22 protein-coding genes are annotated in these 25,215 nt (G+C 70.3%); 14 read left to right on the top strand and 8 right to left on the bottom strand.

Annotation, left to right across the window (positions count from 1 at the left end; all coding sequences use genetic code 11):
• The first annotated feature begins 42 nt into the window (after window positions 1–42).
• From ACFPJ4_RS01085 to ACFPJ4_RS01075, 3 genes are all read left to right on the top strand, one after another.
• Complete coding sequence (locus tag ACFPJ4_RS01085; RefSeq protein ID WP_386738439.1) at window positions 43–1,755, top strand: hypothetical protein; 1,713 nt, start codon at window positions 43–45, stop codon at window positions 1,753–1,755.
• Window positions 1,756–1,819: 64 nt separating this feature from the next.
• The gene (locus ACFPJ4_RS01080; RefSeq protein WP_386738438.1) at window positions 1,820–3,136 is read left to right on the top strand and encodes an O-acetylhomoserine aminocarboxypropyltransferase/cysteine synthase family protein; all 1,317 of its coding nucleotides are present in this window, start codon (window positions 1,820–1,822) and stop codon (window positions 3,134–3,136) included.
• An 82-nt stretch (window positions 3,137–3,218) separates the two neighbouring features.
• Window positions 3,219–3,737, top strand: coding sequence for a CoA-binding protein (locus tag ACFPJ4_RS01075; RefSeq protein WP_386739748.1), 519 nt, complete (start codon window positions 3,219–3,221; stop codon window positions 3,735–3,737).
• An 89-nt stretch (window positions 3,738–3,826) separates the two neighbouring features.
• On the opposite strand, the gene ACFPJ4_RS01070 is transcribed toward ACFPJ4_RS01075, so the two are convergent.
• The gene (locus ACFPJ4_RS01070; RefSeq protein WP_386738437.1) at window positions 3,827–5,677 is read right to left on the bottom strand and encodes a thioredoxin domain-containing protein; all 1,851 of its coding nucleotides are present in this window, start codon (window positions 5,675–5,677) and stop codon (window positions 3,827–3,829) included.
• Window positions 5,678–5,688: 11 nt separating this feature from the next.
• Here ACFPJ4_RS01070 and ACFPJ4_RS01065 point away from each other — a divergent pair, with 11 nt between their 5' ends.
• Window positions 5,689–6,447, top strand: a complete 759-nt coding sequence (locus ACFPJ4_RS01065; RefSeq protein WP_386738436.1) for an MBL fold metallo-hydrolase — start codon at window positions 5,689–5,691, stop codon at window positions 6,445–6,447.
• Here ACFPJ4_RS01065 and ACFPJ4_RS01060 read toward each other — a convergent pair.
• Window positions 6,444–7,274 carry an aldo/keto reductase gene (locus ACFPJ4_RS01060; protein WP_386738435.1) on the bottom strand — a complete coding sequence of 277 codons (831 nt, stop codon included), beginning with the start codon at window positions 7,272–7,274 and terminating at the stop codon, window positions 6,444–6,446. The two genes, ACFPJ4_RS01065 and ACFPJ4_RS01060, sit on opposite strands and share 4 nt — an antisense overlap.
• Window positions 7,275–7,380: 106 nt before the next feature.
• Between ACFPJ4_RS01060 and ACFPJ4_RS01055 the strand changes: the two genes are divergently transcribed.
• The 10 genes from ACFPJ4_RS01055 to ACFPJ4_RS01010 all read left to right on the top strand — a co-directional run bounded on the left by ACFPJ4_RS01055 (window position 7,381) and on the right by ACFPJ4_RS01010 (window position 18,206).
• Window positions 7,381–7,629 (top strand): hypothetical protein, encoded by a 249-nt coding sequence (locus ACFPJ4_RS01055; RefSeq protein WP_386738434.1) that lies wholly within the window; start codon window positions 7,381–7,383, stop codon window positions 7,627–7,629.
• Window positions 7,630–7,761: 132 nt separating this feature from the next.
• Complete coding sequence (locus ACFPJ4_RS01050; RefSeq protein WP_386738433.1) at window positions 7,762–8,049, top strand: hypothetical protein; 288 nt, start codon at window positions 7,762–7,764, stop codon at window positions 8,047–8,049.
• Window positions 8,027–8,980, top strand: a complete 954-nt coding sequence (locus ACFPJ4_RS01045) for an FAD:protein FMN transferase (RefSeq protein ID WP_386738432.1) — start codon at window positions 8,027–8,029, stop codon at window positions 8,978–8,980. Before ACFPJ4_RS01050 ends, ACFPJ4_RS01045 begins: the two co-directional genes overlap by 23 nt.
• Window positions 8,977–9,579, top strand: a complete 603-nt coding sequence (locus tag ACFPJ4_RS01040; RefSeq protein WP_386738431.1) for a ferric reductase-like transmembrane domain-containing protein — start codon at window positions 8,977–8,979, stop codon at window positions 9,577–9,579. The genes ACFPJ4_RS01045 and ACFPJ4_RS01040 overlap by 4 nt, the downstream gene beginning before the upstream one ends.
• A complete protein-coding gene (locus tag ACFPJ4_RS01035) occupies window positions 9,576–10,808 on the top strand; it encodes an NADH-ubiquinone oxidoreductase-F iron-sulfur binding region domain-containing protein (protein ID WP_386738430.1) in 1,233 nt (410 codons plus the stop codon). The genes ACFPJ4_RS01040 and ACFPJ4_RS01035 overlap by 4 nt, the downstream gene beginning before the upstream one ends.
• Window positions 10,805–11,044 (top strand): ferredoxin, encoded by a 240-nt coding sequence (locus ACFPJ4_RS01030; RefSeq protein ID WP_386738429.1) that lies wholly within the window; start codon window positions 10,805–10,807, stop codon window positions 11,042–11,044. The genes ACFPJ4_RS01035 and ACFPJ4_RS01030 overlap by 4 nt, the downstream gene beginning before the upstream one ends.
• 52 nt (window positions 11,045–11,096) lie before the next feature.
• The gene (hrpA, locus tag ACFPJ4_RS01025; protein ID WP_386738428.1) at window positions 11,097–14,951 is read left to right on the top strand and encodes an ATP-dependent RNA helicase HrpA; all 3,855 of its coding nucleotides are present in this window, start codon (window positions 11,097–11,099) and stop codon (window positions 14,949–14,951) included.
• A 61-nt stretch (window positions 14,952–15,012) separates the two neighbouring features.
• Window positions 15,013–15,432, top strand: a complete 420-nt coding sequence (acpS, locus tag ACFPJ4_RS01020; protein WP_386738427.1) for a holo-ACP synthase — start codon at window positions 15,013–15,015, stop codon at window positions 15,430–15,432.
• A 396-nt stretch (window positions 15,433–15,828) separates the two neighbouring features.
• The gene (locus ACFPJ4_RS01015; RefSeq protein ID WP_386738426.1) at window positions 15,829–16,542 is read left to right on the top strand and encodes a class-II aminoacyl-tRNA synthetase family protein; all 714 of its coding nucleotides are present in this window, start codon (window positions 15,829–15,831) and stop codon (window positions 16,540–16,542) included.
• Window positions 16,539–18,206 (top strand): alpha/beta hydrolase family protein, encoded by a 1,668-nt coding sequence (locus ACFPJ4_RS01010; RefSeq protein ID WP_386738425.1) that lies wholly within the window; start codon window positions 16,539–16,541, stop codon window positions 18,204–18,206. The genes ACFPJ4_RS01015 and ACFPJ4_RS01010 overlap by 4 nt, the downstream gene beginning before the upstream one ends.
• A gap of 21 nt (window positions 18,207–18,227) precedes the next feature.
• Here the strand turns inward: ACFPJ4_RS01010 and ACFPJ4_RS01005 are convergent, their stop codons facing one another.
• The 6 genes from ACFPJ4_RS01005 to ACFPJ4_RS00980 form a co-directional block, all read right to left on the bottom strand.
• On the bottom strand, window positions 18,228–19,742 hold the full coding sequence (locus ACFPJ4_RS01005) for a lipopolysaccharide biosynthesis protein (RefSeq protein ID WP_386738424.1): 1,515 nt from the start codon (window positions 19,740–19,742) through the stop codon (window positions 18,228–18,230).
• Window positions 19,743–19,785: 43 nt separating this feature from the next.
• Window positions 19,786–21,057 (bottom strand): ATP-grasp domain-containing protein, encoded by a 1,272-nt coding sequence (locus tag ACFPJ4_RS01000; protein WP_386738423.1) that lies wholly within the window; start codon window positions 21,055–21,057, stop codon window positions 19,786–19,788.
• Between the two features lie 56 nt (window positions 21,058–21,113).
• The gene (locus ACFPJ4_RS00995; RefSeq protein ID WP_386738422.1) at window positions 21,114–22,307 is read right to left on the bottom strand and encodes a hypothetical protein; all 1,194 of its coding nucleotides are present in this window, start codon (window positions 22,305–22,307) and stop codon (window positions 21,114–21,116) included.
• Window positions 22,308–22,386: 79 nt separating this feature from the next.
• Window positions 22,387–22,626, bottom strand: coding sequence for a hypothetical protein (locus tag ACFPJ4_RS00990; protein WP_386738421.1), 240 nt, complete (start codon window positions 22,624–22,626; stop codon window positions 22,387–22,389).
• 63 nt (window positions 22,627–22,689) lie between these two features.
• On the bottom strand, window positions 22,690–23,877 hold the full coding sequence (locus tag ACFPJ4_RS00985; protein WP_386738420.1) for an acyl-CoA dehydrogenase family protein: 1,188 nt from the start codon (window positions 23,875–23,877) through the stop codon (window positions 22,690–22,692).
• On the bottom strand, window positions 23,874–25,094 hold the full coding sequence (locus ACFPJ4_RS00980; protein WP_386738419.1) for an ATP-grasp domain-containing protein: 1,221 nt from the start codon (window positions 25,092–25,094) through the stop codon (window positions 23,874–23,876). Before ACFPJ4_RS00980 ends, ACFPJ4_RS00985 begins: the two co-directional genes overlap by 4 nt.
• Between the last annotated feature and the right edge of the window lie 121 nt (window positions 25,095–25,215).

Genomic DNA, 25,215 nt, shown 5'->3' with positions numbered 1-25,215 from the left:
CGGGGGGCGAGCAAGCTATCGCCAACCCGAAGGTGTACCCCCGTGCCCACATCTCGCTTGACCCGTGCTGTCGCGCGCGCCCTGGCGCTCGCGATCCTCCTCGGCGTGCCCGCCGTCGCCGTGTTCGCCCTCGCCGTGCCCGCCGCGGCCGACGTGGGCATCGGGATCGGTCCGGCCCCGGTCCATCCGGACACCGCCGTGATCATCTCGGGGAGCAAGGATGCCGACGCCCGTCTGGACGTCTCCATCCGACCTCCCGGCAACACCTGGCTCAACGAGGACGCGTCCTGCTCGGGGCTCGCGGTCGGATCGACATCCTGGTCCTGCCGGGTCGCCCCCGGCGCCGGGTGGGCGCACGGCGACCACGAGGTGCGTGCGCAGCAGAGCGGCGGAACCAGTGACGCGATCGCCACGGGCCGTTTCGTCGTCGTGCCGACGGCGGTGAAGGGGCCGAATCCCGCGCCCACCCCGCCGCTGCCCGGCCCCACAGCCACACCGACACCGACACCGACACCGACGGTGCCGGCCGTCACCCCGCCCGCCACGGCGCCCCCGGCCTCCGCGCCACCCGCCTCCCCGCCCGCGGCCCACCCCGTGACGACGTCGAAGAGCGGCAAGGCGGCTCCCGACGTGCAACTCGCGACCCTCGCCCTGCCCGCCACGTCCGATCCCGCCCCCGAGCCCGCCGGCTCGGCACCGCACGCCCGGAAGGCGACCACTCCTCCACCCGCCTCGCGCAACGAGCCCTCGACGCCGAGCGCGCTCTCCCACGGCCTGCCGACCCTCGAAGACATCCTGGCCGCCCCGGCGAGTTTCGCCGAGGCGGGAGGATTCGGCGCGCTCCTGCTGCTGCTCATCGCCATCCCCGCCCACCTCTTGGACGACACGATCGAGGCCAACTCGCACCGGATCGCGGGGTGGTTCCGACGGTTCGCCCCCCTCACCGGCCGGGTGCGCCGGTGGCGCGCAGCGCTGCCGAAGCTGCCGTTCTCGGGCCCGGTCGTCATCATCCTGGCCAGCGTGGCGTTCGGCTTCGCCGACCCGCAATTCGGCTTCGACCTGGTGTCGCTGCGCACGACGCTCGCCCTCGCCACCGGGCTCCTGCTGGTCATGGAGGTGCCCAACCTGGTGGCCTCGACCGTGCTCACCCGACGGTGGTCGGCGCGCGCCCGTGTCGTGACGCAGCCCGGCGCTCTCGTCCTCTCCTTGATCGGCGTGGTGGCATCCCGGATCTTCGGGTTCCACCCGGGGCTGCTGATCGGACTCGTCATCGGACTCGAACTCGCCTCGGACGCCCGCTCCGAGCACCGCAGGCGCGCGGTGACGCTCCGGATGGCGTCGACGGCCGCCGTCGCGACCGCCGCCTGGCTGGTCTACTCGCTTCTCGACGCGGGCAATCCGCATCCCACCGACTTCGCCGGCCTTCTCACCCGCGAGTCGCTGGTGGCCGCCACCGACGAGGGCCTCACGGGGCTCGTGGTCGCCCTGTTGCCGATCACCTTCATGGAGGGCAAGCAGCTGTTCGACGGATCGAAGCGGACCTGGGCCGCGATCGCCCTGCCGGTCGGCTTCCTGTTCGCCCTCCTCGTGCTTCCCCGTGCCTTCACCGAGGAGGGGCCCGGCGCCTCGTTCTGGGTGTGGATCGCGGTGCTGGTCGGATTCTCGGCACTGGCACTCGGGGTCTGGCTGGCCTTCCGCATCACCGAGAAGGCGGCGATCGTCACGCCCGAACCCGAGCGCGAGATCGTCGGCTGACGCCTCGCCGACGGCCGCTCGTCACGGAACGCAACACGATCGACCGCGCCGGTAGCCTGGCAAGATGCCAGAACGCAGCGCAGACCGCGAGTACGGATTCCGCACCCGTGCCATCCATGCCGGCAACATCCCGGATGCCGTCACCGGTGCCCGCGCCCTCCCGATCTACCAGACCAGCGCCTTCGTCTTCGACGACACCGCGGACGCCGCCGCCCGCTTCGCCCTGCAGAAGTACGGCAACATCTACAGCCGCCTCGCGAACCCGACGGTCGCGAGCTTCGAGGAGCGGATCGCCTCGCTCGAGGGCGGGATCGGCGCGGTGGCGACGGCATCCGGGCTCGGCGCCGAGTTCATCACCTTCGCCTCGCTCGCCGGGGCCGGCGACCACATCGTCGCCAGCTCGAGCCTGTACGGCGGCACGGTCACGCAGCTCGACGTGACGCTGCGGCGCTTCGGGGTCGAGACCACCTTCGTCAACTCCTCCGACCCGGCCGAGTACGCCAAGGTCATCACCGACAAGACGAAGCTCATCTTCGTCGAGACGATCGCCAACCCTTCCGGCGAGATCGCCGACCTCGAAGGGCTCGCCGAGGTGGCGCACGCCCATCACCTGCCGCTCATCGTCGACTCGACGGTGGCGACCCCCTACCTCAACCGGCCGATCGAGTGGGGCGCCGACGTCGTCATCCACTCGGCCACCAAGTTCCTCGGCGGCCACGGCACCACGCTCGGCGGCGTCGTCATCGAGTCGGGCCGGTTCCACTGGGCCAACGAGCGCTTCCCGTTGTTCGACGAGCCGGTGCCGCACTACGGCGGCCTGAACTGGCACGGCAACTTCGGCGAGTACGCCTTCCTCACCCGGCTGCGGGCCGAGCAGCTGCGCGACATCGGCCCGACCCTGGCGCCGCACTCGGCGTGGCTGCTGGCGCAGGGCGTCGAGACGCTGCCGTTCCGCATGCAGGCGCACGTCGACAACGCGAAGGCCGTCGCGGAGTGGCTCGACGCCGACCCGCGCATCGAGTTCGTGAACTGGGCGGGGCTCGCCTCGCATCCGCACCACGAGCGTGCCGCGAAGTACCTGCCGAAGGGCCCCGGATCGGTGTTCAGCTTCGGGGTGAAGGGCACGGCATCCGACTCCAGCCGCGCGGTCGGTCAGCGCTTCATCGAGAGTGTGAACCTGGCCAGCCACCTGGCCAACATCGGCGATGCCAAGACGCTCGTCATCCATCCGGCGTCCACCACCCACGCCCAGCTCAGCGAGCAGCAGTTGCTCGATGCCGGCGTGCTGCCGGGGTTGGTGCGACTCAGCGTGGGGATCGAAGACCTCGACGACATCATCGACGATCTCGACCAAGCACTCGACCAGGCCGTGAAGGGATAATCGCACCATGGCGACCGCGACCGCATCCTCTGCCACCCCCGATCTCGAGACCGTCACCCTGACGAACGGCCTCACCTGCGAGATGCCGGCGGATTCCCCGCTGGCCAAGCTGCTCAAGTCGCAGCGCACCTGGGTCGGGCCGAGCGCCAAGGAGCGGCTCAGGATCCTGCAGAAGGCGAAGACCGTCGCGATCGTCGGCGCCTCGCCGAACCCGACGCGCTCGAGCTATTTCGTCGCGACCTACCTGCAGCAGTCGAGCGACTACGAGCTGTTCTTCGTGAACCCGATGGTCGACGAGATCCTCGGTCAGAAGACCTACCCCGACCTCGCCTCGCTGCCGGTCGTGCCCGACATCGTCGACGTGTTCCGCAAGGCCAGCGACATTCCCTCGGTCATCGACGAGGCGATCGCGATCGGCGCCAAGACGGTCTGGGTGCAGCTCGGCATCTGGAATCAGGATGCCGCGATCTACGGCGAGTCCAAGGGCCTGACGATCGTGATGGACCGCTGCATCAAGATCGAGCACGCCCGCTTCCACGGCGGCCTGCACCTGCTCGGCTTCGACACCGGCGTGATCACCTCCCGCAAAACCGTCCGCTGACCCGCCCGCCAGCCGCCGAAATGCCACTTGGTGCGGCATCGGCACGAGATTCTCGCCCCAACTGGCATTTCGCCGGCAGAGGTGCGGGGTCAGGGGGTGAGGAGCGGGGCGAGGCGAGCCGGGGTGGTGACGGGCAGGCGGCAGACGAAGTGCTCGCAGAGGTAGGCGGCCGCGCGGCCGTCGCGCAGTGAACGGCCCTCGAACAGTCCGAATCCGGATGCCGCGAACGCCTCCGCCTGGGCGACGCTGACGACGCACGTCGGCTCCGGCCCGTCGAGGCGGGCGAGTTCCGCGAGCGGATCGGCCGGATCGTCGGCGACCACCACCAGCTGCCGCACCGGCCCGGCGAGCCGGGAGGCGACCGCGAGCGCCGCCCCGAACGCGCTCGGCTGGTCGAGCGCCCGCGCCAGCGCGGGCGCGATCGCGTCCTCCGCGATCCGGCGATGCGCGTCGTCGCCGCTCAGACTCCACAGCAGCACGGCGGCATCGGCGAGCAGGGCGGCACCGGATGGCGTGGCCCCGTCATCCAGGTCGGGCGCGACCGCGAGGCCGTGGCGGGCCAGCACGGGGTCGATTCCGCCCGGAGCGGCGACCGCGTCGCCGTCGCGGGTGCGCTCGACCAGGGTGCGGGCGATGACGGCGTAGCGCGCCTCGCCGGTCGCGAGGGCGAGGCGCAGCAACCCGCCGGCCAGGCCGCCGATGTCTTCGAGGGTGGCGACGGCATCCGAGAGGCGACCGTCGAGCGAGGCGCGCGCGATCGGGCCGGCGGCGCCGCCCGGCAGATGTATGCCGAGAACGGCATCCGCCGCGACGCGCGCCGCATCGACCCACTCCCGCTGCCCCCAGCGGGATCCCGCGACGGCCAGCGCCCCGATCGCCATGCCGTTCAGCCCCGTGAGCACCTTCGCGTCGAGGGCCGGGCGCGGCTGACGGGCACGGCCCGCGGCATCCAGCGCGTAGTAGCCGCCCTCGCTGCGCACCCCGTCGATCGGGCTCTCGCTGTCCAGCGCCGAGGCGAACGCCCCCGCGGCCGGCCCCGCGGGCAGTCTCAGCACGTCGAGCAGGAACCGGGCGATGCCCGTGCCGAACTCGCGCCCCGCCGGCGTCGTCGCCGCGAGCGCGAGCAGCTGCGCGTTGTCGCTCAGCATCCGCTCGTAGTGCGGTTGGCTCCAGTCGCGCTCGACCGCGTAGCGGAAGAAGCCGCCTACCACGGAGTCGCGCAGCGGCGAGGATGCCAGCGTGGCCAGCATCCGCGCCGCGAAACCGGCCGCCCGCGCGTCGCCGGCCGCCCCGCGCTCCGTCAGGAACGCGAGCACGGGGGCGTTCGGAAACTTCGAGCCGCGGCCGAGCCCGCCGAACTCGGGGTCTTCGAGCGAGGCGAGCCGTTCGACGGCGACGGTCAGTTCGGCCGGAGTCGGCAACGCCGACACCGCCTCCGCCCGGCTCTGCGCGAGGGCGTCGAGCACCGCTTCCGCCGCCCCCTCGACCTCGTCGCGCCGCTGCTGCCAGGCCTCGACGATCGCCTCGAGCACCATGCGGAACGACGGTGTGTCGCCGACCGGGCGCGGCGGGAAGTAGGTGCCCGCGAAGAACGCCGCGCCGTCGGGGGTCGCGAAGACCGACAGCGGCCAGCCCAGATTGCCGGTGAAGGCGCTCGCGGCGGCGAGGTAGCTGGCATCCACCTCGGGATGCTCCTCGCGGTCGACCTTGATCGACACGAACTGCGCGTTGAGGTACGCGGCCAGCTCGGGGTCGGAGAACGACTCGCGGGCCATCACGTGGCACCAGTGGCAGGTGGCGTAGCCGATCGAGACGAACACGGGCACGTCGCGTGCCTCGGCCTCGGCGAGCGCCTGCTCGCTCCACGGCCACCAGTCGACCGGATTGTCGGCGTGAGCACGCAGGTAGGGACTCGCAGCATCTGCCAGCCGGTTCGTCATAGGGTCAGGGTATGTCGACGACGACCGTGACGTATCTCGGAGGACCGACCGCCCTGCTCGAATGGGGTGGACTGCGCATCGTCACCGATCCGACGTTCGACGCTCCCCAGCGCTACGACGATCCGGACGAGTCGACCCTGACCAAGACCGCAGGACCCGCGATCCCCCGGCGTGACATCGAGCCCGTGGATCTCGTGCTGCTCTCGCACCACGGTCACAAGGACAACCTCGATTGGGAGGGCCTCGAGCTCATCGCCCAGGGGCCGATGACCCTCAGCACCCAGCTCGCGGCATCCGAGCTCTGGGGCGGATCGGTGCTCGGCTTCGACGACTGGGAGCAGCAGACGATCGGCGACGCGACGGTCACGATCGTTCCCGCGCTGCACGGTCCTCCCGGCTCGCTGCCGTTCGTCGGACCGGTCGTCGGCTTCGTGCTCGAGAAGCCCGGCGAGCCGACGGTCTACGTCAGCGGCGACAACGCCTCGCTGGCCCTTGTCGAGCAGATCGCCGGGCGGTTCCCCGCGATCGACGTCGCTCTGCTGTTCGCCGGCGCCGCGCGGGTTCCCGGTCTCGACGCCGCCCTGACCCTGACCTCGGAGGATGCCGCGCGCGCCGCCGAGCTGCTCGGGGCGCCGCAGATCGTCGGCCTCCACGTCGAGGACTGGGAGCACTTCAGCGAGAATCGCACCGACCTCGAGTCGGCGTTCGAGCGCGCCGGGATCGGCGACCGGCTGGTGCCCACGCCGCGCGGCGAGCGGGTCGAGCTCTAGAAGGTCGCGGTGTCGGGGTCCGAGCCGACCCGCATCCCCTGGTCCAGACCGTCGATGGCGGCCATCTCGTCGGCGCTGAGTTCGAATCCGAAGACGTCGAAGTTCTGGCTCATGCGTTCCCGCGAGGTCGACTTGGGGAAGACGATGATGCCGCTCTGCAGGTGCCAGCGCACCACGACCTGAGCCGGGCTGACCCCGTGGGCTCGAGCGGCATCCACGATCGGCAGCATCTCGAACAGCGGGTACTTTCCCTGCCCGAGCGGACCCCAGGCCTCGATCGCGATGCCGTGGGATGCCCCGAACGCGCGCAGCGGACGCTGGGCGAAGGCGGGGTGCAGTTCGAGCTGGTCGACCGCCGGCACGGTCTCGGTCTCGGCGAGCAGGCGCTCGAGGTGCGGAACGTGGAAGTTCGAGACCCCGATCGACGCGGTCTTGCCGTCCGCCTTGATCTGCTCGAGGGCCCGCCAGGTCTCGACGTACTTGTCGAGATCGGGGCGCGGCCAGTGGATGAGGTACAGGTCGACCCGGTCGAGCCCGAGCTTCTCGAGGCTGAGGTCGATCGCGTCGAACGCCGACCGGGTGCCCTGGTCGCTGTTCCAGAGCTTCGTGGTGATGAACAGCTCGTCGCGAGGGATTCCGGACTTGGCGATCGCGCGCCCGACGCCGACCTCGTTGCCGTAGACGGCGGCCGTGTCGATGTGGCGGTAGCCGACCTCGAGGGCGTCGGTCACGATCCGTTCGGTCTCGTCGGGGTCGACCCGGAAGACTCCGAAGCCGAGTTGCGGGATGTCGTGGCCGTCGTTCAGTCGAACCGTGGGAACCGTCATGGTTTCGAGCCTACGCGCGAGCGTCCATGCCGGAGGCTCACGGCCGGTTCATAGATTTCACCAAGGGGACGGTCCGAGGCTGGCAGCACCGACGAAAGGACTCGCCATGAACATCCGCCACGCGGGCCGGGTCAGCGCCCGGCGCGTCACCACCGTCCTCGGCGCCCTCGGGCTGATCAGCGCCGGAACCCTCGGCGCGCTGTTCGCCACCAACGCCTCGAGCTCGAGCACGACGGCCTCGACCTCGACGAGCTCGACGGCGGGCTCGACGAGCTCGACCACCTCGAGCACCGGGTCGACCAACGTGCAATCCAGCACGAGTTCGTCGAGCAACGCGACCTCGACGGGTTCCTGACCTCCCCCGCTCGGCGAGGTGTGAGTTCTCACATCATCGCCGGGATGTTGCCCAGGGGGCTCCGACTTTCCTCATAGGAAGAACGAATCGCCCCTCGAAAGACTCGAATCAGACGAACGGAAGGGAAGCCCGATGAACATCCGCGAAGCAGGGGCACGCAGCGCCCGTCGCCTGACCGCGACGATCGGCGTCGCCGCCGCGGCCGTCGCGTCGATCCTGGGGCTCTCGATCTGGGCGGGCACGGCCGCGGCCTCGTCCCACGCCACGATCGTGCAGGGGGACGACGGCGGCAGGGGCGACGACGACGGTGCGGTCGATGGCGGCAACGTCAACGGCGGCACGAACGGATTCGGCACCTCGAACGGCTTCGTGGCGCCCGGACAGGGAGGCGGCAGCCATGGCAACTCGAACGGATCGTGACCGCGGGCTCGCGGCGGCCGACTGGTCGCTGTGGAGCACCACGGGGCGCCTCGTCGTCACCGACGCGGAGCAGCTCGACGCCGCCCGGCGCATCGTCGATCGCGAGACCGCCCTCGTCGAGGAGGCGAGCAGCCGCTTCCGCGACGACTCCGAACTCGCCCGGATCGCGCCGCAGCTGCCGACGGGCGTCGTCGTCAGCGACGTGCTGGCCTCCCTCATCCGCGCAGCCCTGATGGCGGCCCAGCTCACCGAGGGCGCCGTCGACCCGAGCCTCGGCCGCGCGATCAACGCGCTCGGCTACGACCGCGACATCCGCCTCGTGCTCGATGACGATGGACCGGTGCGCGCCGTCGCGACCGAGCGGCCGGGCTGGAAGCACGTCCGGCTCGACGGCTCGCGCCTCACGGTCCCTGAGGGCCTGTCGCTCGACCTCGGCGCCACCGCGAAGGCGGTCGCCGCCGACCGCGCGGCCGCCGCGGTCGCTCAGGAACTCGGAATCGGCGTGCTCGTCAGCCTCGGCGGCGACATCGCCACCGCGGGCCCCGCTCCCCGCGGCAACTGGCAGATCGACGTGCAGGACCTTCCCGCCGATCCCGCCTGCCGCATCTCGGTCGGCGCCGGCACCGCCGTCGCGACCTCGAGCACCCAGCGCCGCACCTGGCGGCGCGGAGCCACGACCCTGCACCACATCATCGACCCGCTGACCGGGATGTCGGCCGCCTCGTTGTGGCGCAGCGCCACCGTCGCCGGGCCCAGCTGCCTGGTCGCGAACGCCCTCAGCACGGCCGCGATCGTCTGGGGTTCCTCGGCGCCGCAGCGGCTTGCCGCGCACCGCCTTCCGGCGCGCCTGGTCTCGGCCGAGGGAAGCGTGATCGTGCTCGGCGGCTGGCCCGCCGAAGAGGGCTCCACCGAGTGGGAGGTCTGGCGATGAGCGAGGCGTTGTGGGCCCTCGGGCGCGGCACGGGCGTCGTGGCGCTCGTGCTCATGACGATCACGGTGGTGCTCGGCATCCTGACCCGCTCCGGGCGCCCCGCCTTCGGCATGCCCCGCTTCGCCGTGACCCTGGTGCACCGCAACAGCGCCCTGATCGGCACGGTCTTCATCGCGATCCACGTGATCTCGCTGCTGTTCGACCCCTACGCGCAGCTCAAGGTCCTCGACTTCTTCGTGCCGTTCCTCGGCAGCTACCGGCCGTTCTGGCTCGGACTGGGCACCGTCGCGGCCGACCTGCTCATCGCGGTCGTGGTCACCTCCCTGCTGCGGCACCGCCTGGGTCAGCGCGCCTTCCGCGCCGTGCACTGGGCCACCTACGCGCTGTGGCCGATCGCCCTGTTCCACTCGATCGGCACGGGCACGGATGCCGGCAGCGCCCCCTTCATCCTGCTCGCCGTCGTCTGCATCGCCGCGGTCACCGGGTCGGTGATCTGGCGGCTGACCACCGGCTTCCAGCTGCGCGAACGCGCCACCGCAGACCGCCGCATCGATCCCGCGCGGATCCCCGTCGACCCGAACGTGAAGGAACTCCGATGACCGTGCTCGACGTTCCCGCCCGACGCGAGCAGTCCGCCGTCGCCCCACCCGAAGGTCTCCCGCGCCTGCTCGCCGCGGGAGACCCGACGCTGGCGACCCATCTCGCGCGGTTCGGACCGCTGCCCGCCGTGCGCGACGCGGAGGCGATCATCGGCGAGCTGGAGCGCTCCGGACTCGCCGGGCGGGGCGGCGCCGCCTTCCCCACCTGGCGCAAGATCGCTTCGGCCGCCGAGTCGGGCCGCGCCGGCGTCGTGGTGGCCAACGGCTCCGAGGGCGAACCGCTCAGCGCCAAGGATGCGACCCTGCTGCATCACGCCCCGCACCTCGTGATCGACGGGCTGCTGCTGGTCGCCCGGGCCCTCGGCGCGTCCGAGATGCAGCTGGTCACGACCGCGGCGCAACTGCCGCCGGTGCAACGCGCCATCTCGGAGCGTCGTGATGCGGGCGGCATCCGGCTGCGACAGACCGAGGACCGCTTCGTCTCGGGCGAGGCGTCGGCGGTCGTCAACGCGATCGAGCGCGGACGCGCCATCCCCCGCGACCACGTCGTGCGGCTGACGGTGTCGGGGATCGGGCGCCGTCCCACCCTCGTGCTCAACGTCGAGACCCTGGCGCACCTGGCCCTGATCCTCCGGTTCGGTGCGAGCTGGTTCCGCTCGGCGGGCAGCGACGACGACCCCGGCACGCGCCTGCTGACCGTGACGGGCCCCGACGGAAGCGTCGTGATCGAGGCGGCGGGCGGCACGACCCTGCGCACGACGCTGCGGGCCGCCGGCGTCGACCCGACCACGGTGCGGGCGCTGCTCGTCGGCGGCTACCACGGTGCCTGGGTCGCGAGCGAGGCGCTCGATGCGCCCCTCTCGGCCGCGGGGCTCGCACCGTTCGGGGCCGGTCCCGGGGCCGGCATCCTGATGGTGCTCTCCCGCGGCCAATGCGGGCTGACCCGCACGGCCGAGATCGCCCGATACCTCGCCGGGCAGTCCGCCGGGCAGTGCGGTCCGTGCGCCAACGGGCTCCCCGAGATCTCGGATGTCATGGCCCGGGTCGCGCGGCGCGATCGCGATGCCTCGCTGCCGCGGCAGCTGCGCGAGCTCGCCGGGCTCGTCACGGGCCGCGGCGCCTGCCACCATCCGGACGGCACGGCGCGCATGGTCATGAGCGCCCTCGACGCCTTCGACCACGACGTGCGAGCCCACGCGCTCGGCCTGTGCCAGGAGGTCGCCGCATGAGCTCCACGATCCGGACGGCGGCACCGACGCTGCACATCGACTGGACGCGCTGCGACGCGCGGGGCTCGTGCACCGAGCTGCTGCCCGAGCTGCTGCGTCAGGACAAGTGGGGCTACCCGCTGGCCAAGGACGGCGGGTCGGATGTCGCGATCCCGGCCCATCTCGACGAGGCGGCCCGCGACGCGGTCGCCCTGTGCCCCGTGCTGGCCCTGCGGTTCGCACCCCCGGCCGGCTGACGCTGCCGGCTGCCCGCAGCCCGCTCCGCGGGCCCAGTATTCTGGAGGGCTCATGTCGCAAGGCCTCCCCATCACCATCTCCTACCCGCCCGAGCTGCCCGTCAGCGCGGCCCGGGAAGAGCTGGCGCGCGCCATCCGCGACCACCAGGTCGTGATCGTCGCCGGGGCGACCGGCTCGGGCAAGACCACCCAGCTGCCCAAGATCTGCCTCGAGCTGGGCCGCGAGCGCATCGGTCACACCCAGCCGCGCCGCATCGCCGCGCGCAGCATCGCCGCCCGCATCTCCGAGGAGCTGGGCGTCGAACTCGGCGCCCTCGTCGGCTACCAGGTGCGCTTCGACGACCGCAGCACGCGCGACACCCGCATCAAGCTCATGACCGACGGCGTGCTGCTGGCCGAGCTGAACCGCGATCGCGAGCTGCGCCGCTACGACACGATCATCCTCGACGAGGCGCACGAGCGCAGCCTCACGATCGACTTCCTGCTCGGCTACCTCAAGCAGCTGCTGCCCCGCCGTCCCGAGCTGAAGGTCATCGTGACCAGCGCGACGATCGACCCCGAGAGCTTCGCGAAGCACTTCGCGGATGCCGCGGGCACCCCCGCCCCGATCGTCGAGGTGAGCGGGCGCACCTACCCGGTCGAGATCCGCTACCGACCCCTCGTGGCCGAGCGACTGGACGAGTCCGACGACCCCGACGACGTGCCGAGCGACGACCGCGACTACCTCGACGGCATCACCGACGCCCTCGCCGAACTCGCGCGCGAGGAACCGGGCGACGTGCTGGTGTTCCTCAGCGGCGAGACCGAGATCCGGGATGCCGAAGACGCGATCCGCGGACGCTTCGGCCCGGCGACCGGCACCGAGGTGCTGCCCCTGTACGGACGGCTGAGCACCGCCGACCAGCACCGGGTGTTCGAGACGGGGCGCGCACCCGGCATCCGCCGACGTGTCGTGCTCGCGACCAACGTCGCCGAGACCAGCCTCACGGTGCCGGGCATCAAGTACGTGATCGACGCGGGCACGGCGCGCATCTCGCGCTACAGCGCGCGAGCCAAGGTGCAGCGCCTGCCGATCGAGGCGATCAGCCAGGCCAGCGCGAACCAGCGCTCGGGGCGAGCCGGACGCACGAGCGACGGGATCGCGATCCGGCTGTACTCCGAAGAGGACTTCACGAAGCGACCGGCCTTCACCGACCCCGAGATCCTGCGCACCAATCTGGCCGCCGTCATCCTGCAGATGATCTCGATCGGGCTCGGCGACATCGCGGCCTTCCCGTTCCTGCAGCCGCCCGACTCGCGCGGCATCCAGGACGGCGTCGACCTGCTGCGCGAGCTGAACGCGATCTCGGTCGATCGCACCACAGGGCACACTCGCATCACGCCGGTGGGTCGCGACCTCGCCGCCCTCCCGCTCGATCCGCGCTTCGGCCGGATGCTCGTGGAGGCCAAGCGGAACGGCGTCGTGCGCGAGGTGGCCGCGATCGTCGCCGGGCTCTCGATCCAGGACGTGCGCGAGCGTCCGCTCGAGAAGCGCGCCCAGGCCGACCAGCTGCACGCGCGGTTCGCCGACCCGACGAGCGACTTCCTCGGGCTGTTGAAGCTGTGGAACCATCTCGAGGAACAGCAACGCGCGCTCTCGAGCAGCGCGTTCCGGCGGCTGTGCAAGGCCGAGTTCCTCAACTACCTGCGCGTGCGGGAGTGGCAGGATCTCGATCGACAACTCATCCGGGCCGGCCACAATCTGGGCATCAAGCCGGGTGAGGCGAAGGTGGACGGGGATGCGATCCACAAGTCGCTGCTCGCCGGGCTGCTCAGCCGCATCGGCCTGCGCGACGAGCGCGTCACGAAGACCAACCCGAAGGAGAAGGCGCGCGAGGGGCGCGAGTCGCGGAGCCGTGAGTACCTCGGCGCGCGCAACCAGCGGTTCGCGATCTTCCCCGGCTCGGCGCTCGCCCGCAAGGGCCCGCCGGCGGTGATGGCCGCCGAGCTCGTCGAGACCAGCCGGCTGTACGCCCGCACCGCGGCGGCGATCGACCCGGCCTGGGCGGAGCCGCTCGCCGGGGACCTGGTGAAACGCAGCTACGGCGAGCCGCGCTGGGAGAAGCGGCAGGGCTCGGCCGTCGCCGACGAGAAGGTCACCCTCTACGGGGTGCCGATCGTGCCGAAGCGACGCCTGCAGCTGGCACGCATCGACCCGGAGCAGGCACGCGAGCTGTTCATCCGGCACGCCCTGGTCGACGGCGACTGGCCGTACTCCATCGAACGGAACGGCCTGTTCGACTTCGATCGCGCGAACCGGGCCCTCCGGGATGAGCTGAGCGAGGTGGAGGAGCGGACGCGGCGCCGCGACATCCTGATCGACGACGAGGCCGTGGTCGAGTTCTACGACCGGCGGATCCCGGCCGACGTGACCGACGTGCGCCGCTTCGAGACCTGGTGGAAGGCCGCCCGCGCCGCGACGCCCGGGCTGCTGACCATGGCGCGCGACGACCTTCTCGACGAGGTGCCCGACGCCGAGCTCGACGGCGACGCCTTTCCGGGCGAGTGGATTCAGGGCGAACAGCGGATGCCGCTGCGCTACCGCTTCGAACCCGGTGCCGACGACGACGGGGTGACGGTCGAGATCCCGCTGGCGCTGCTCGCGCGGCTGGAGCCCCGCGGCTTCGACTGGCTCGTCCCCGGCCTGCGCGAAGAGCTGGTCACCGCCCTGCTCAAGACGCTGCCGAAGGCGATCCGGCGCAACGTGGTCCCCGCGGCCGACTGGGCGCGGCGGCTGCTGTCCGAGCTGCCGGAGCACGCCGGCTCGCCCCTCCTCGAGCTCCTCGCGCAGGCGATCCGCACCGCGACGCACACCGTCGTCGCGCCATCCGACTTCGACGTGGAGCGCCTCGCCCCGCACCTGCGCATGACCTTCGCGGCGGTCGACGAGCGCGGCAGGCGCGTGGCGAGTTCGAAGAGTCTCGCCGAGCTCCAGGCACGGCTCGGCGAGCGCTCGCGGCAGAGTGTCGCGAAGGTGACGGTCGCGGCCGCCCCCAGGAGCGCCCTCGAACGCTCGGGCCTGACCACCTGGGACGTCGACGAGCTGCCGTCGACGCTCGACACCCGCATCTCCTCCGGCTCGATCACGGGTTATCCGTCACTCGTCGACGAGGGCGCGAGCGTCGCGATCCGCGTGTTCGGCACGGCGGCCGATCAGCAGCGCGAGCATGCGCTCGGGGTGCGCCGCCTGCTCGCCCTGACGCTGCCGAGCCCGCTCTCGTACGTGCAGGAGCACCTGACCGGCGCCGAGAAGCTGCAGCTGGCCACCAGCCCGTATCGCTCGACCGCCGCGCTGCTCGACGATGCCTTGCTGGCCACGATCGACGAGCTGGTGGATGCCGCGACCGCTGAACACGCACCGTTCACCCGCGCGGGCTTCGAGGCCCTGCGCGACGAGGTCAGCGGCGGCCTCGTCGACGGGCTGTTCGCGACGGTCGCGCTGGCGGCGAAGGTGCTCGGTGCGGCGCGGGAGGCCGATCGCGCCATCTCGAACAACTCGAGCCTGGGGTTGATGGCGCCGCTCGCCGACGCGCGGTCGCAGCTCGACGCGCTCGTGCATCCGGGCTTCCTGCGGCTGACCGGCGTGAGGCAGCTGCGCCGGGTGCCGGTCTACCTGGCCGGGATCGTGCACCGCGTCGGCAAGCTCGCCGAGAACCCCGGCCGCGACCGGGTCTGGCTCACCGAGGTGGAGCAGGCGACCGAGTTGTACCGCGCGGCGGGCGGACGGCTGCCCCTGACGCGCGAGACGCCGCCCTCCCTGGTCGCGGTGCGTTGGATGCTGGAGGAGCTGCGCCTGTCGCTCTTCGCCCAGCAGATCGGCGCCGCCGGTCCGGTGTCGGTCGCCCGCATCCGCAAGGCCCTCGCCTAGCCGTCGAAAGCGCGCCACGGCAACCCCAGGTATCCTTCCCACAAGAGAGTGAGTAGGCAAGATGCCGGGATCGACGACGACCGCGTTCGAGGTGCGCGTCGGCTGCGACGTGCAATCGATCGACGACGTTCGTGCCTCGATCGACGCCGCCGGCGAGCGATACCTGCGCCGGATCCTGGGCGACGGCGAACGCGCCGAAGCAGCGCGTCTGCCGAATCCGGAACTCGTCGCGCGTTACGCGAGCGGTCGTTTCGCCGCGAAGGAGGCGGTGTACAAGGCGCTCCGCGGCCGACCGGACATGCCGCTCGGGTGGCCGCAGATCGAGATCATCGCCGATGAGACGGGAGCACCTCGAGTGCGCCTTCGCGGCGCGGCGGCCGAGCTGTCGGCTGCCGCCGGCATCGACGACATCGCGATCTCGATCAGTCACGCTGCCTCGTTCGCGTTCGCCGTGGCGACCGCGATCGCGACGCCGGCATGACGACGGCCGACCAGCGGGAGCACGACCGCGACCGTCTGTAGCCCACTCGTGGGCTAGCGTTTCCTTGCAGCCGACCGATAGAAAGGTGTGACCGAGCCTCGCTTATGCGGTCGTTGAGGTCCGGTCGCGCACCTTGTCCGCTCGCGCGCCGCTGAAGGGATCCCGATGACCAGTTCCGAGACCACCGACCCGCTCACGGCGCAGCGCCGCGCCTTCCACGAACGACTCGTCGAGCACGAGTGGCTCCTGCCCTCGCAGACCGCGGTGCTCCCAGGCCTGGGCTCGAAGGCCATCGCCGTCTATGACGGACTCTCGGCACTCATCGCCGGCGCTGCGCGTGACGTCTTCACTACCGAGGTCACCCCCGTGCGGTTTCCGCCAGTGTTCGCGGTCGGAATGCTCGAGCAGACCGGATACGTCGCGTCGTTCCCGCAACTACTCGGCACGATCAACTCCTTCCTCGGAGGCCAATCGGAATACCGTGAGCTCATCGCCGAATTCGATCGGGGCGGCGCGTGGCAGGCCATGCTCGACACGACAGGCCTCGCTCTCATCCCCGCGGCCTGCCACCCGCTCTACGCGCACCTCGAGGGCACGACGGTCGACGCGGGCAAGCTCTACGAGCTGACCGGCGAGTGCTTCCGGCACGAGCCTTCCGAGGATCCGATGCGATTCGTCAGCTTCCGAATGCGCGAATACGTCCGGCTGGGCACCGAAGAGCAAGCGAAGGAACATCGACGCCGCTGGCTTGAGATCGATCAGGAACTCTTCGCGAAACTTGACCTGCCGGTGAGGATCGTCCCGGCGAACGACCCGTTCTTCGGAAGAGGGGGGGTGCTGCTCGCGGCGAACCAGATCGAGGCAGAAGCGAAGTTCGAAGTCGTGACTGACGTGTACGAGGGAACACAGACGGCGATCGCGTCCGCCAACTTCCACGGCGAGCATTTCGGTGGCGACTTCGCCCTTTCGCTCCCTGATGGCGGGGTCGCGCAGAGTGCCTGCGTCGGATTCGGGATGGAACGCATCGTGCTGGCGCTCGCCAATCGCCACGGCTTCGAATTGGATGACTGGCCGTCGGGGGTTCTGACGCTGCTGGGCATCAGGTCATGAGCTCGCTGGGTGAGCAGACCTGGTTCCGCAGCGGCGACCGCTCCCTCGAAGGCTGGGTCCACCGGCCCGACGACGGCCACGCCGTCGGCACCGTGGTGATCGCCGGCCCGTTCGCGCATGAGGCGCTGGTCACCTACAGAGCGAGCCGAGTGCTCGCTGTGGAGGCCGCGCGCCGCGGCTTCGTCGCAGTGCGATTCAGCTGGTCCGGCACCGGCGACTCCGAACCGGCGCCGGAGCAGGCCGATCTCGCGACGGCATGGCAGGAGGATTTAGCAGCAGCAACCGAACTCGCTCGTGTGTCGTCCGGCATCGAGCAGGTCGATGCCATCGGCATCCGATTCGGCGCCGCCGTCGTCGCGGCGGCCGACATCCCCCTGCACAAGCGTGTGCTCTGGGAACCGCTCGGCGGACGGGCGTTCCTGCGCATGCAATCGAGCCTGCTCAAGATGCAGCTTCCGGTGGGGTTCCCCCTCAGTGCCGACCGCGTCGAGCTCTGCGGGTACACGCTCGACGAGAATGCAGCGCTCTCATTGCGGGCCGTCTCCGACCCCCGCTCGGCGGGATCGGGCGACGCCATGGACGCATCGCGAGTCATCATCGAAGACGACCCGCAGGCGTCGGCCGACCTCTTCGACCGCTCGCCCCAGGACGCGCGGGTGCCGTTCGGCACCATCGCGAGGATACTCGACGCACTCGATCCGATGCCGGCCGCCGCTCTTCCCGGATGGGATCCACAACGGGAACTGGTCTCCGTAGACCTCGACAGCGGCCGAAGGATCCGCCAGACACTGCTCACTGTGGGACCCGACCAGCTGCCGGGGATCTTCACGGAGCCGGTCGAGGGCCCGTCGGCATCGACGGCCGCCCTGTTCGTCACGTTCGCCAACGATCCGAAGGGCATGGGTCGAATCGGCCGGGCGACCGCCTTCCGCCTCGGGGGCGGAGGTATCCCCACTCTGCGCGCAGACCGGCGCGGAATCGGCGACGGCGCAGACCCACGTGACCTCGGAGAGGGGCCTACCCTTGTCGAGGCCGGAGGCGACGACATCGCGCAGTTCGCGCGATGGCTGGCGGAGCGCACGGGCAAGGCGATCGTCGGGATCGGACTGTGCTCAGGTGCGTGGCTCATCGCACGCGCCGCGACCGCCACCCCGTTCCAGCGAGTGATCATGGTCAACAACAAAGCGTGGACCGCGTCGCGCCGCTACTGGGACCGGCAGCTGCGTGTCCTGAGCGGCCTGAGAAGGATGGGAGTGGTGGACTCCGACATCGATGTCGATACGATGTCGCCGACGACGGCCGGGTTCAAGCGGCGGCTCAAGCTCCTCCTCCGGTTCCGCTCCCCGTACCAGATCCGCTACCGGATCTTCTCGCCGCTGGGACTCGACGAGGTGCCGGAGATGCTTCTCCGGCAGATGCCCGAGCAGACCAGCATCAGCGTGCTGCTCGGTCCAGGCGGCGACCAGCAGCACTGGGAGGCGTCGCGCGGACCCGTCTCGATGCGCCGACTGATCCGCCGTGGCCGTCGGATCGACATCGAGTACGACCCGCGGACCGACCACTCGCTCATGTCCGCGTCAGGGTTCGAGTCGTACCTCGAGCTGCTCGACCGCGAGTTCGGGCTGCGAGTGCCAACGGCCCCCGCCGACGCCACGTTAGCCTGAGCCGAGGCCTCGGCGGTCGTCTCAGGAGGGGGTCGCAGCACCGCGACGGAAGATCCGCCGCATTCCGTGCCGTAGAAGTCCCTCGAGCTCGAGCCAGGTGCTCCGGGCTGTGAATCGGAAGATCGGAAGATACACGGCGACGACGGCGATCCAGACCAGGATGACGCCGACCAGGTCCGGAAGACCCGCTGTGAGCCAGGCCACCAGATAACCCGCGCCCGCAGCCATCGCACCGGGGACGCCGACCCGTGCAAACGCTCCAGCGAGCGCCCATCGACTGGCACGGATCTGCCCTGACGTCACGGACCAGCGGATGAACGTTACGATCCCTTCCCCCACGAGTCCCGCCCAGACCACGCCGAGAAGGCCACCGTACGATCCGATCCAGGTCGCGGCGACGAGCACCACGGAGGAGTAGAGCGCGTAGCGCGTCCAGAGCACCGGCCGTCCGATCCCGGCATACAGAGCATGATCCAGGGAATCGATGAAGAAGATCGCGGTGACGGCGAGTACCTCTCCGGGAGCGATGCTCGGCCCCCACTGGTTGCCGTACATGAAAGGCACCAGATGCGTGGCGGACGCGGCGATGAACACCATCACGGGGACGAGAAGCGTGTAGAGGGTTGAGAACGAGCGCAAGTAGCCCGACCTCAGCCGCTCGGCCGAATCACGGATCATCGCGAAGGCCACAGTCGAAACCTGGAGAACCGCCGACAGCACGACGTCGGTGACCACCCTGATGAGGCGCTGGACGATGTTCAGATAGCCGAGCGCGGCCACGCCGAGCACGCTCGTGATGATGAAGTTGATGAGCAACTGGGCAGCTGTCTGTATTCCGGTGCTCACGACGTAGTTGCCACCGAATCTGACCATCTGCTTCAGCTCCGCCCCGGAGAACTGGAAGGAGGGTCGGTATCGCGCGACAACCCAGGCGAGAAGAGTGGCGAGGAACTGCAGCGTCAGGGTCTGCAGAACGAGCGACCAGACGCCGAGTCCGGCGAAGGCCGCCGTGACCGCAACTGCTTGACTGACGACCGCGGCAATCGCACCCTGCACGGCGATCGCCTGGAAGCGAAGGCCCCGGCGAAGGATCGTCTGCGGGACGGCGCCGAGCGTCACGAGGAGCGCCGTCGGTGCCAGCCCTTGCATCACTGGACCGGCAGATGGCTCCCCGAACAGCTGGGCGACGAGCGGCGCCGCGAAGAACAGCACCCCGCCGCCGACCAAGGCGATCGAGGACGAGACCCAGAAGTAGGTGTGATAGATGAGTTTCGTCGGAGCCGGGTGCTGGAGCACGTACATCGTGATCCCCAGATCGGCGAGGACCTGCAGGATCGGGATCAGCGTGGCCGCGATCGTGACGATGCCGAAATCCGCCGGTGACAGCAATCGAGCGAGGATCAGAACCGTCACGAAGGCCGTGACACGTGTGAGAAGGTTCTGCGCTATGGACCAGACCGCACCAGCGGCAGCTGTGCGTGCGAGACCACCCTCAACGCCGCCGGCTCCCGGGGAGGGCGTCAACTCGTCAGTCACGATCGAGCCTCGTGATTCTGCTGGCCCCGAGGTGCATTTGTCCTCACGGCGTTCCGGACACCACGACGCGTGCGAAGAATTCGTCCCGGATCCGCCGCGCCGAGGCATGATCCGGCGCAGCACCCAGAATCGCCGCGACGAATCCCTGCCTCCCCGTCCGCCACGAGACCTCATCGCCCGGGCCCACGCCCCGGAAGACCCGTTCGACGCCGGGGATGTCCGGTACAGTCTCCAGTCCTTCGACCGCCGTGATGCGGCGGAAGGCCGCATCCGGCTGGATGTCGAAACGGAAGCCGACGTCCGCGGGGCGAGGGACACTCCTGTAGACCACATGCTCGCCGAGCGCGAGTCGCATCGTCACCTGGATCTCATCGATCGCCAGCGATCGCAGGATAAGTCCGCGGATGGCACCCCCGCCCATACAGCCGTTGACCTCGATGATGACCGGGCCAGCATCCGTGCATTTCACCTCGACGTGCAGTACACCGGTCTCGACACCCAGGGCCCGTGCCGCCCCCACGGCGGCCTCGATGAGGTGCTCCTCCACATCGGGCGGCACATCGGCCGGAAAGAGGTGGCCTGTTTCGCGGAACGGGGGGGCGAGCGGCGGCTTGCCGGTGACGCCGAGCACGCTTACCAACCCGTCGCTCATGACGAGCTCGACAGACACGAACGGGGCGCTGCCTGCGCCGGTGATCGGTGTCGTGGGGTCGGGGATGTAGCGCTCCAGCAACATGCGTCCCTGAGTGATATCGGTCATTGCCGCCGTGAGTTCGTCGAGCGAGCCGATCGCCAAGGTGTCGATCGCGCCCCGCCCGGTCCGAGGCTTCATGACAAGCGGATAGGACGCGGTTCCGAGGGAACCAGCGGACGACGGGTCTGCGACGATGTCGTCGAGGTTCCAGAATTCGGGAGTCGGCAACCCGCCGTCCCGGAGCGCGGTGCGCTGCAGGAGCTTGTCAGTCAGACGCTCGGCAGTCGAAACGCTGAAGAACCTCAGGCCGAGTCGCTCCGCGATCCCCGCCGTCCAGACGAGGTTCCCGTCGTTGAAGCAGACGATCCCCTCCGGCGCATGCTCCCGGACGGCGGAAGCGGCCTCGGCTACTGTCAGCCCGGATACGTCGACGACCGTGCCCAGACCCCTCAGAAAGCGATGCGTCGCCCGACCTGCCTCATCGCGATGCGGAAGTACCCACAGCAGTCGGCACACGCCCTCCGCCGCTTCGGCGAACAGCAGAGGCGGATCTTCGCGCTCCAGTCCTTCGTAGACGACGCCGAGCAGCGGCAAATCACGCTCTCGCTGCGCACCGGTCATCATCCGTCCCTCCCCTGCCAGGCTACCGGCGCACGAGGGCGGCCGTCCTCACCGACCTAGGGCATGCCCGAGATGACGACTCTCTCGAGCACCTCATTCCGGATGCGACGCGCGGCCTGATGGTCGGGTGCCGCGCCGAGGACCGCTGCGGCGTAGCCGAGTGTGCCGTTGCGCCACGAAAAGGCGTCGCCGGGTCCGAGACCCTGGATGACCTGCTCCACGCCGGGGATCTGGACGACCACATCGAGACCCTCCACCGCGGTGATCGTGCGGAGACCGACATCCGGTTGCACATCGAACCGGAAGACGACCTCGTCGGGCGAGGGCAAAGCGCCGAGCACCACGTCCTCGCCAACTGCGACACGCATGGCCAGTCGCACTGTGTCGATGCCGAGCGCCCGTCGTAGAAGAGGATGAACGGCATGGCCGCCCGGGCGACCATTGACCTCGATCACAACAGGACCGTCATCCGTGCACTTGATCTCAACGTGCAAGGCGCCGTCGCTGACGCCGAGCGCCACCGCGGCATCCACACCGGTCGCGGCCAGCTGATCGGCCAGTTCCGGAGGAACGTCCGCCGGGAATAGGAAGCCCGTCTCGCGAAACGGCGGCGCCAGCGGGGTACGCCCGGTGATCCCGAGCACGCTCACGATGCTCCGGCTCACTACGAGCTCGACCGACACGTACGGTGCGCTGCCCGCGCCCGTCTGCGGCGTTGTCGGGTCGGGGATGTAGCCCTCGAGCAACATCCGTCCGGGTTCGCTCGCTGCGACTCCGGCGCGCAACTGATCCTCGTCACCGATGCTCTCGGTGTCACGGCTGCTGGTTCCGCTCCGTGGCTTGAGTACAAGCGGGAATCCGCTGTCGATCGCACCGCGTAGTACGGACTCCTCCGCGAGTTCGTCGACGTTCCAGAACCCGGGAGTCCGCAGACCGTGGTCCCGGAGCGCGGTGCGCTGCGCCAGTTTGTCGGTCAGCCGGTCGGCGGTCGCCCGACTGTGAAAGGCGAGGTCGAGCATCTCTGCGGCCTCGGCCGTCCAGCGCAAGTGCTTGTCGACGAAGCAAACGATCCCGTCGGGCGCCTGGGCGCGAATCGCGGTCACCGCGTCCGCCGGCGACTTGGCCGCGACGTCGACCACGTCGCCCAGCCGTCCTAGGAACCGGAGGGTGGCGCGATCCTCTCGGGCCCCGTGCGGAGGGATCACCCACACCAGAGAGCACACGCCCTCGGCGGCTTCGGCGAAACGCATCGGCGAGTGATCGTCGCCCGACCCCCCGTACACGAGCGCCAACCGGGGAAGCGTCTCATCCGGTGTGCATGTCACTCGATCACCATTCACTCTCAGTCCCTTGCTGCTGGCTTCCTGACACGACGATCATGTCGTATCCGTCGCGGACGCGATGGGCGGGCTCGTGATCTGGCGCGGCTCCGAGAACCGTGGCGACCAGGACGAACGGCCTCTCCCACCAAGAGAACTCATCGCCGACCTGCAGCCCGGGGATGATCTGATCGACGCCGGAAATCTGCCGAACGGCATCCAAACCGTGCACCGCGCCGATCTCGCGCACATGCGAGGAGCATCCTCGATTGATTCGCCCGACGACGCGCGACGTCCGCGGCCTGACCGCCGCTCAGATGCTCTTGCGGATGGCGAGCGTGGACGCGTTGTCCCGCAGCAAGCCGTCGTTGCCGAACATGACCAGGGCCGCGTGGGCGTCGCGGATGATCCGCTCGATGGCGATCGACCCGTCTTTGCGGATGCCGTCGATGCCGCAGATCTGCAGCGCCTTCATCGCCGTCTCAACGGCGATGGCCGTGCTGGCGACCTTGAGGTTGCGGAGGCTGACGATGAACGAAAGGTCGTCGAGCTTCGAGGCGGCTTCGAGGCGCTCGAAGCGGGCGGCGGCCATCGCCACGAGACCGCGCGCCTTCTCGACCTCGAGGAGCAGCTCCGCGAGCCGGATCGCGCTCTTGGGCGCCACTCCCCCGGAACGCCGCGCCTCGGCGCGGACGACCGCGTGAGCCTCGCGCAGCGCCGCCTCGGCGAGACCGACGTATGCCGCCCCGGCGAGCAGGTGTCGCACCTGGATCCCGCCGTTGCCGAGGACCGCCGGCGCGCCCGTTGGGAACACGGCGCCGTGATCGACCTTGGCCAGGATCCGCATGCCGTAACTGCACGTGCCCCGGAGGCCGAGCGTGTCCCAGGTAGTGGTCAGCTCGAGCTCCGACTGGGTCGCGAGCACGGCGAGGTACACCTGGTCGTCCGGATCCGCCTCGGGCGACCGGCGCATGTTCGTGAAGATCGCGTCTGCCTCGAGGCCGTACGAGCATGCGACGGTCGGTCGGTCGATGCGCAGAACTCCCCCGTCGTCGATGAGGGAGGCTCCGCCGTCGGGGCCGACGCGCTGGCTGGTCCCGTTCGCGAACAGGATCTGCTCGTCGACCACGCGCGCCAGCAGCCCGCGCAGCCACGGCGTATCGCCGTAGCGCAGAAGGTTGTACACCTCGATCGAGTGCATCGCGAGCACCAGCGCGCTTGAGGTGCACTTTTTCGAGATCGTGCGCACCGCATCGGCCAGCTCGGCGACGGTCGCGCCCAGGCCGCCGCGCTCGACCGGCACGAGCGCTGACAGCAGGCGCTCCCGCTTGAACGCCTCGACCGACTCCACGGGGAACCGGGCCTCCGCGTCGACCGCGGCGGCGGCCGGACCGGAGACCTCGTGCGCGATCCGCTCGGCGATCTCGATGACGCGCCCGCGCCCGGCGGAGGCATCGCTTTCGGCCGGCGCGTCCCCGGGGACGTCATCGAGCGGGCTCATGACGCCTCGGGCGCTGCGATCACCGAACGGATCCGTTGCTCCATGCGGCGACGGGCGTCGTGATCGGGCGCGATGCCGGAGACCTGAATGACTGACGCCGTCGACGTCTCCTCGGGACTCAGACATGACATGACCTCTACTATCCCAGAAATGCCGCCGAGCGCATCGATCCGATCGGTCGCGGTGCGCCCCCGCCCGTCGGGGGGCGGCGCGACGCAGAACGAGAACGCGACATCTGTCGGCCAGGGAAGGGCAACCGGCACGGGATGCTCGCCGATCGCGGCGAGCATCGCCACCCGAAACACGTCGATGCCGAGGGCGTGGTCGAGGAGCACGGGCAGTGCGCTGCTGCCGAGCCAGGGGTTCGCGTCCATGAGCACCGGGCCCTCGTCCGTCATCGCGACCTCCACCTGGAGCGGGCCATCCTCGATCCCGAGCGCGGGCACCGCCGCCGCCGCCGCCGCGACGACTTCGTCGCGCATCTCCTCCGCGATCTCGGCCGGGACGAATACGCCCCACCGGACGGGATCCGCCACGTGATACCGACCCGTCACGCTGAGCAGGACGGGCTCCCCGCGGCTCACGAGGAATTCGACGGAGACGCGGCTCGCATTCCCCGCCCCGGTGACGGGCTGCGACGCGGTAGCGACGAGCTCTTCGAGCAGCACGGGCTCCAGCCGGTCCGCGGCGACGGCCGCGCGCAGCTGCGCTGGCGTGCGCAGCGGATCGCAACCACCCCGGCTCCGGCCCAAGCGGGGTCTGGCGGCGAGCGGAAAGGCTGCGGCCGCCTCGACGTCGCGGATCGCAGCCGCATCGTCCCTCAGCGGGCCCGGATCCCAGGCCTGCGGCGTGCGCAGCCCGTGATCGCGAAGCGCCGCGCGCTGTTGCAGCTTGTCGGTCAGCAGCGCGGCCGTGCGCGGGCTGTGGTAGCGGATGCCAAGCTCCTTGGCGACCTGCGCGGTCCACTGCGCATTGGCCTCGCCGAAGCAGACGATCCCCGCCGGGGCGAATACCCCTATCGCCGCGGCGGCCGCCGCCGCCGTGAGGGCGGCGACGTCGACGACGTCACCGGATCGCCGAAGCAGTCGGAGCCAGTGGGCCGTCTCCTCGTCAGGCCGCAGCACCACCCACAGCGGTCGGCACACCCCGGCGGCCGCCTGCACGTACCCGAGAGGGAAGAACTCCTTCGACGGGCTGTCGAGCACGACGGCGAGCACGGGACCGCTTCGATCCGGGGTATCGGGCACCACGCGCTCAGTATGCACCCGCTACGCGTCCCCTGTCGCTTCGCGAGGATGAGAAGCTGCCTGCCGACGAAGCAGGTGATCCCGTCCGGCG

The organism is Lysinimonas soli, assembly GCF_042655435.1.
GTDB classification, from domain to species: domain Bacteria; phylum Actinomycetota; class Actinomycetes; order Actinomycetales; family Microbacteriaceae; genus Lysinimonas; species Lysinimonas soli.
This window is presented reverse-complemented; position numbering and strand designations above follow the sequence as displayed.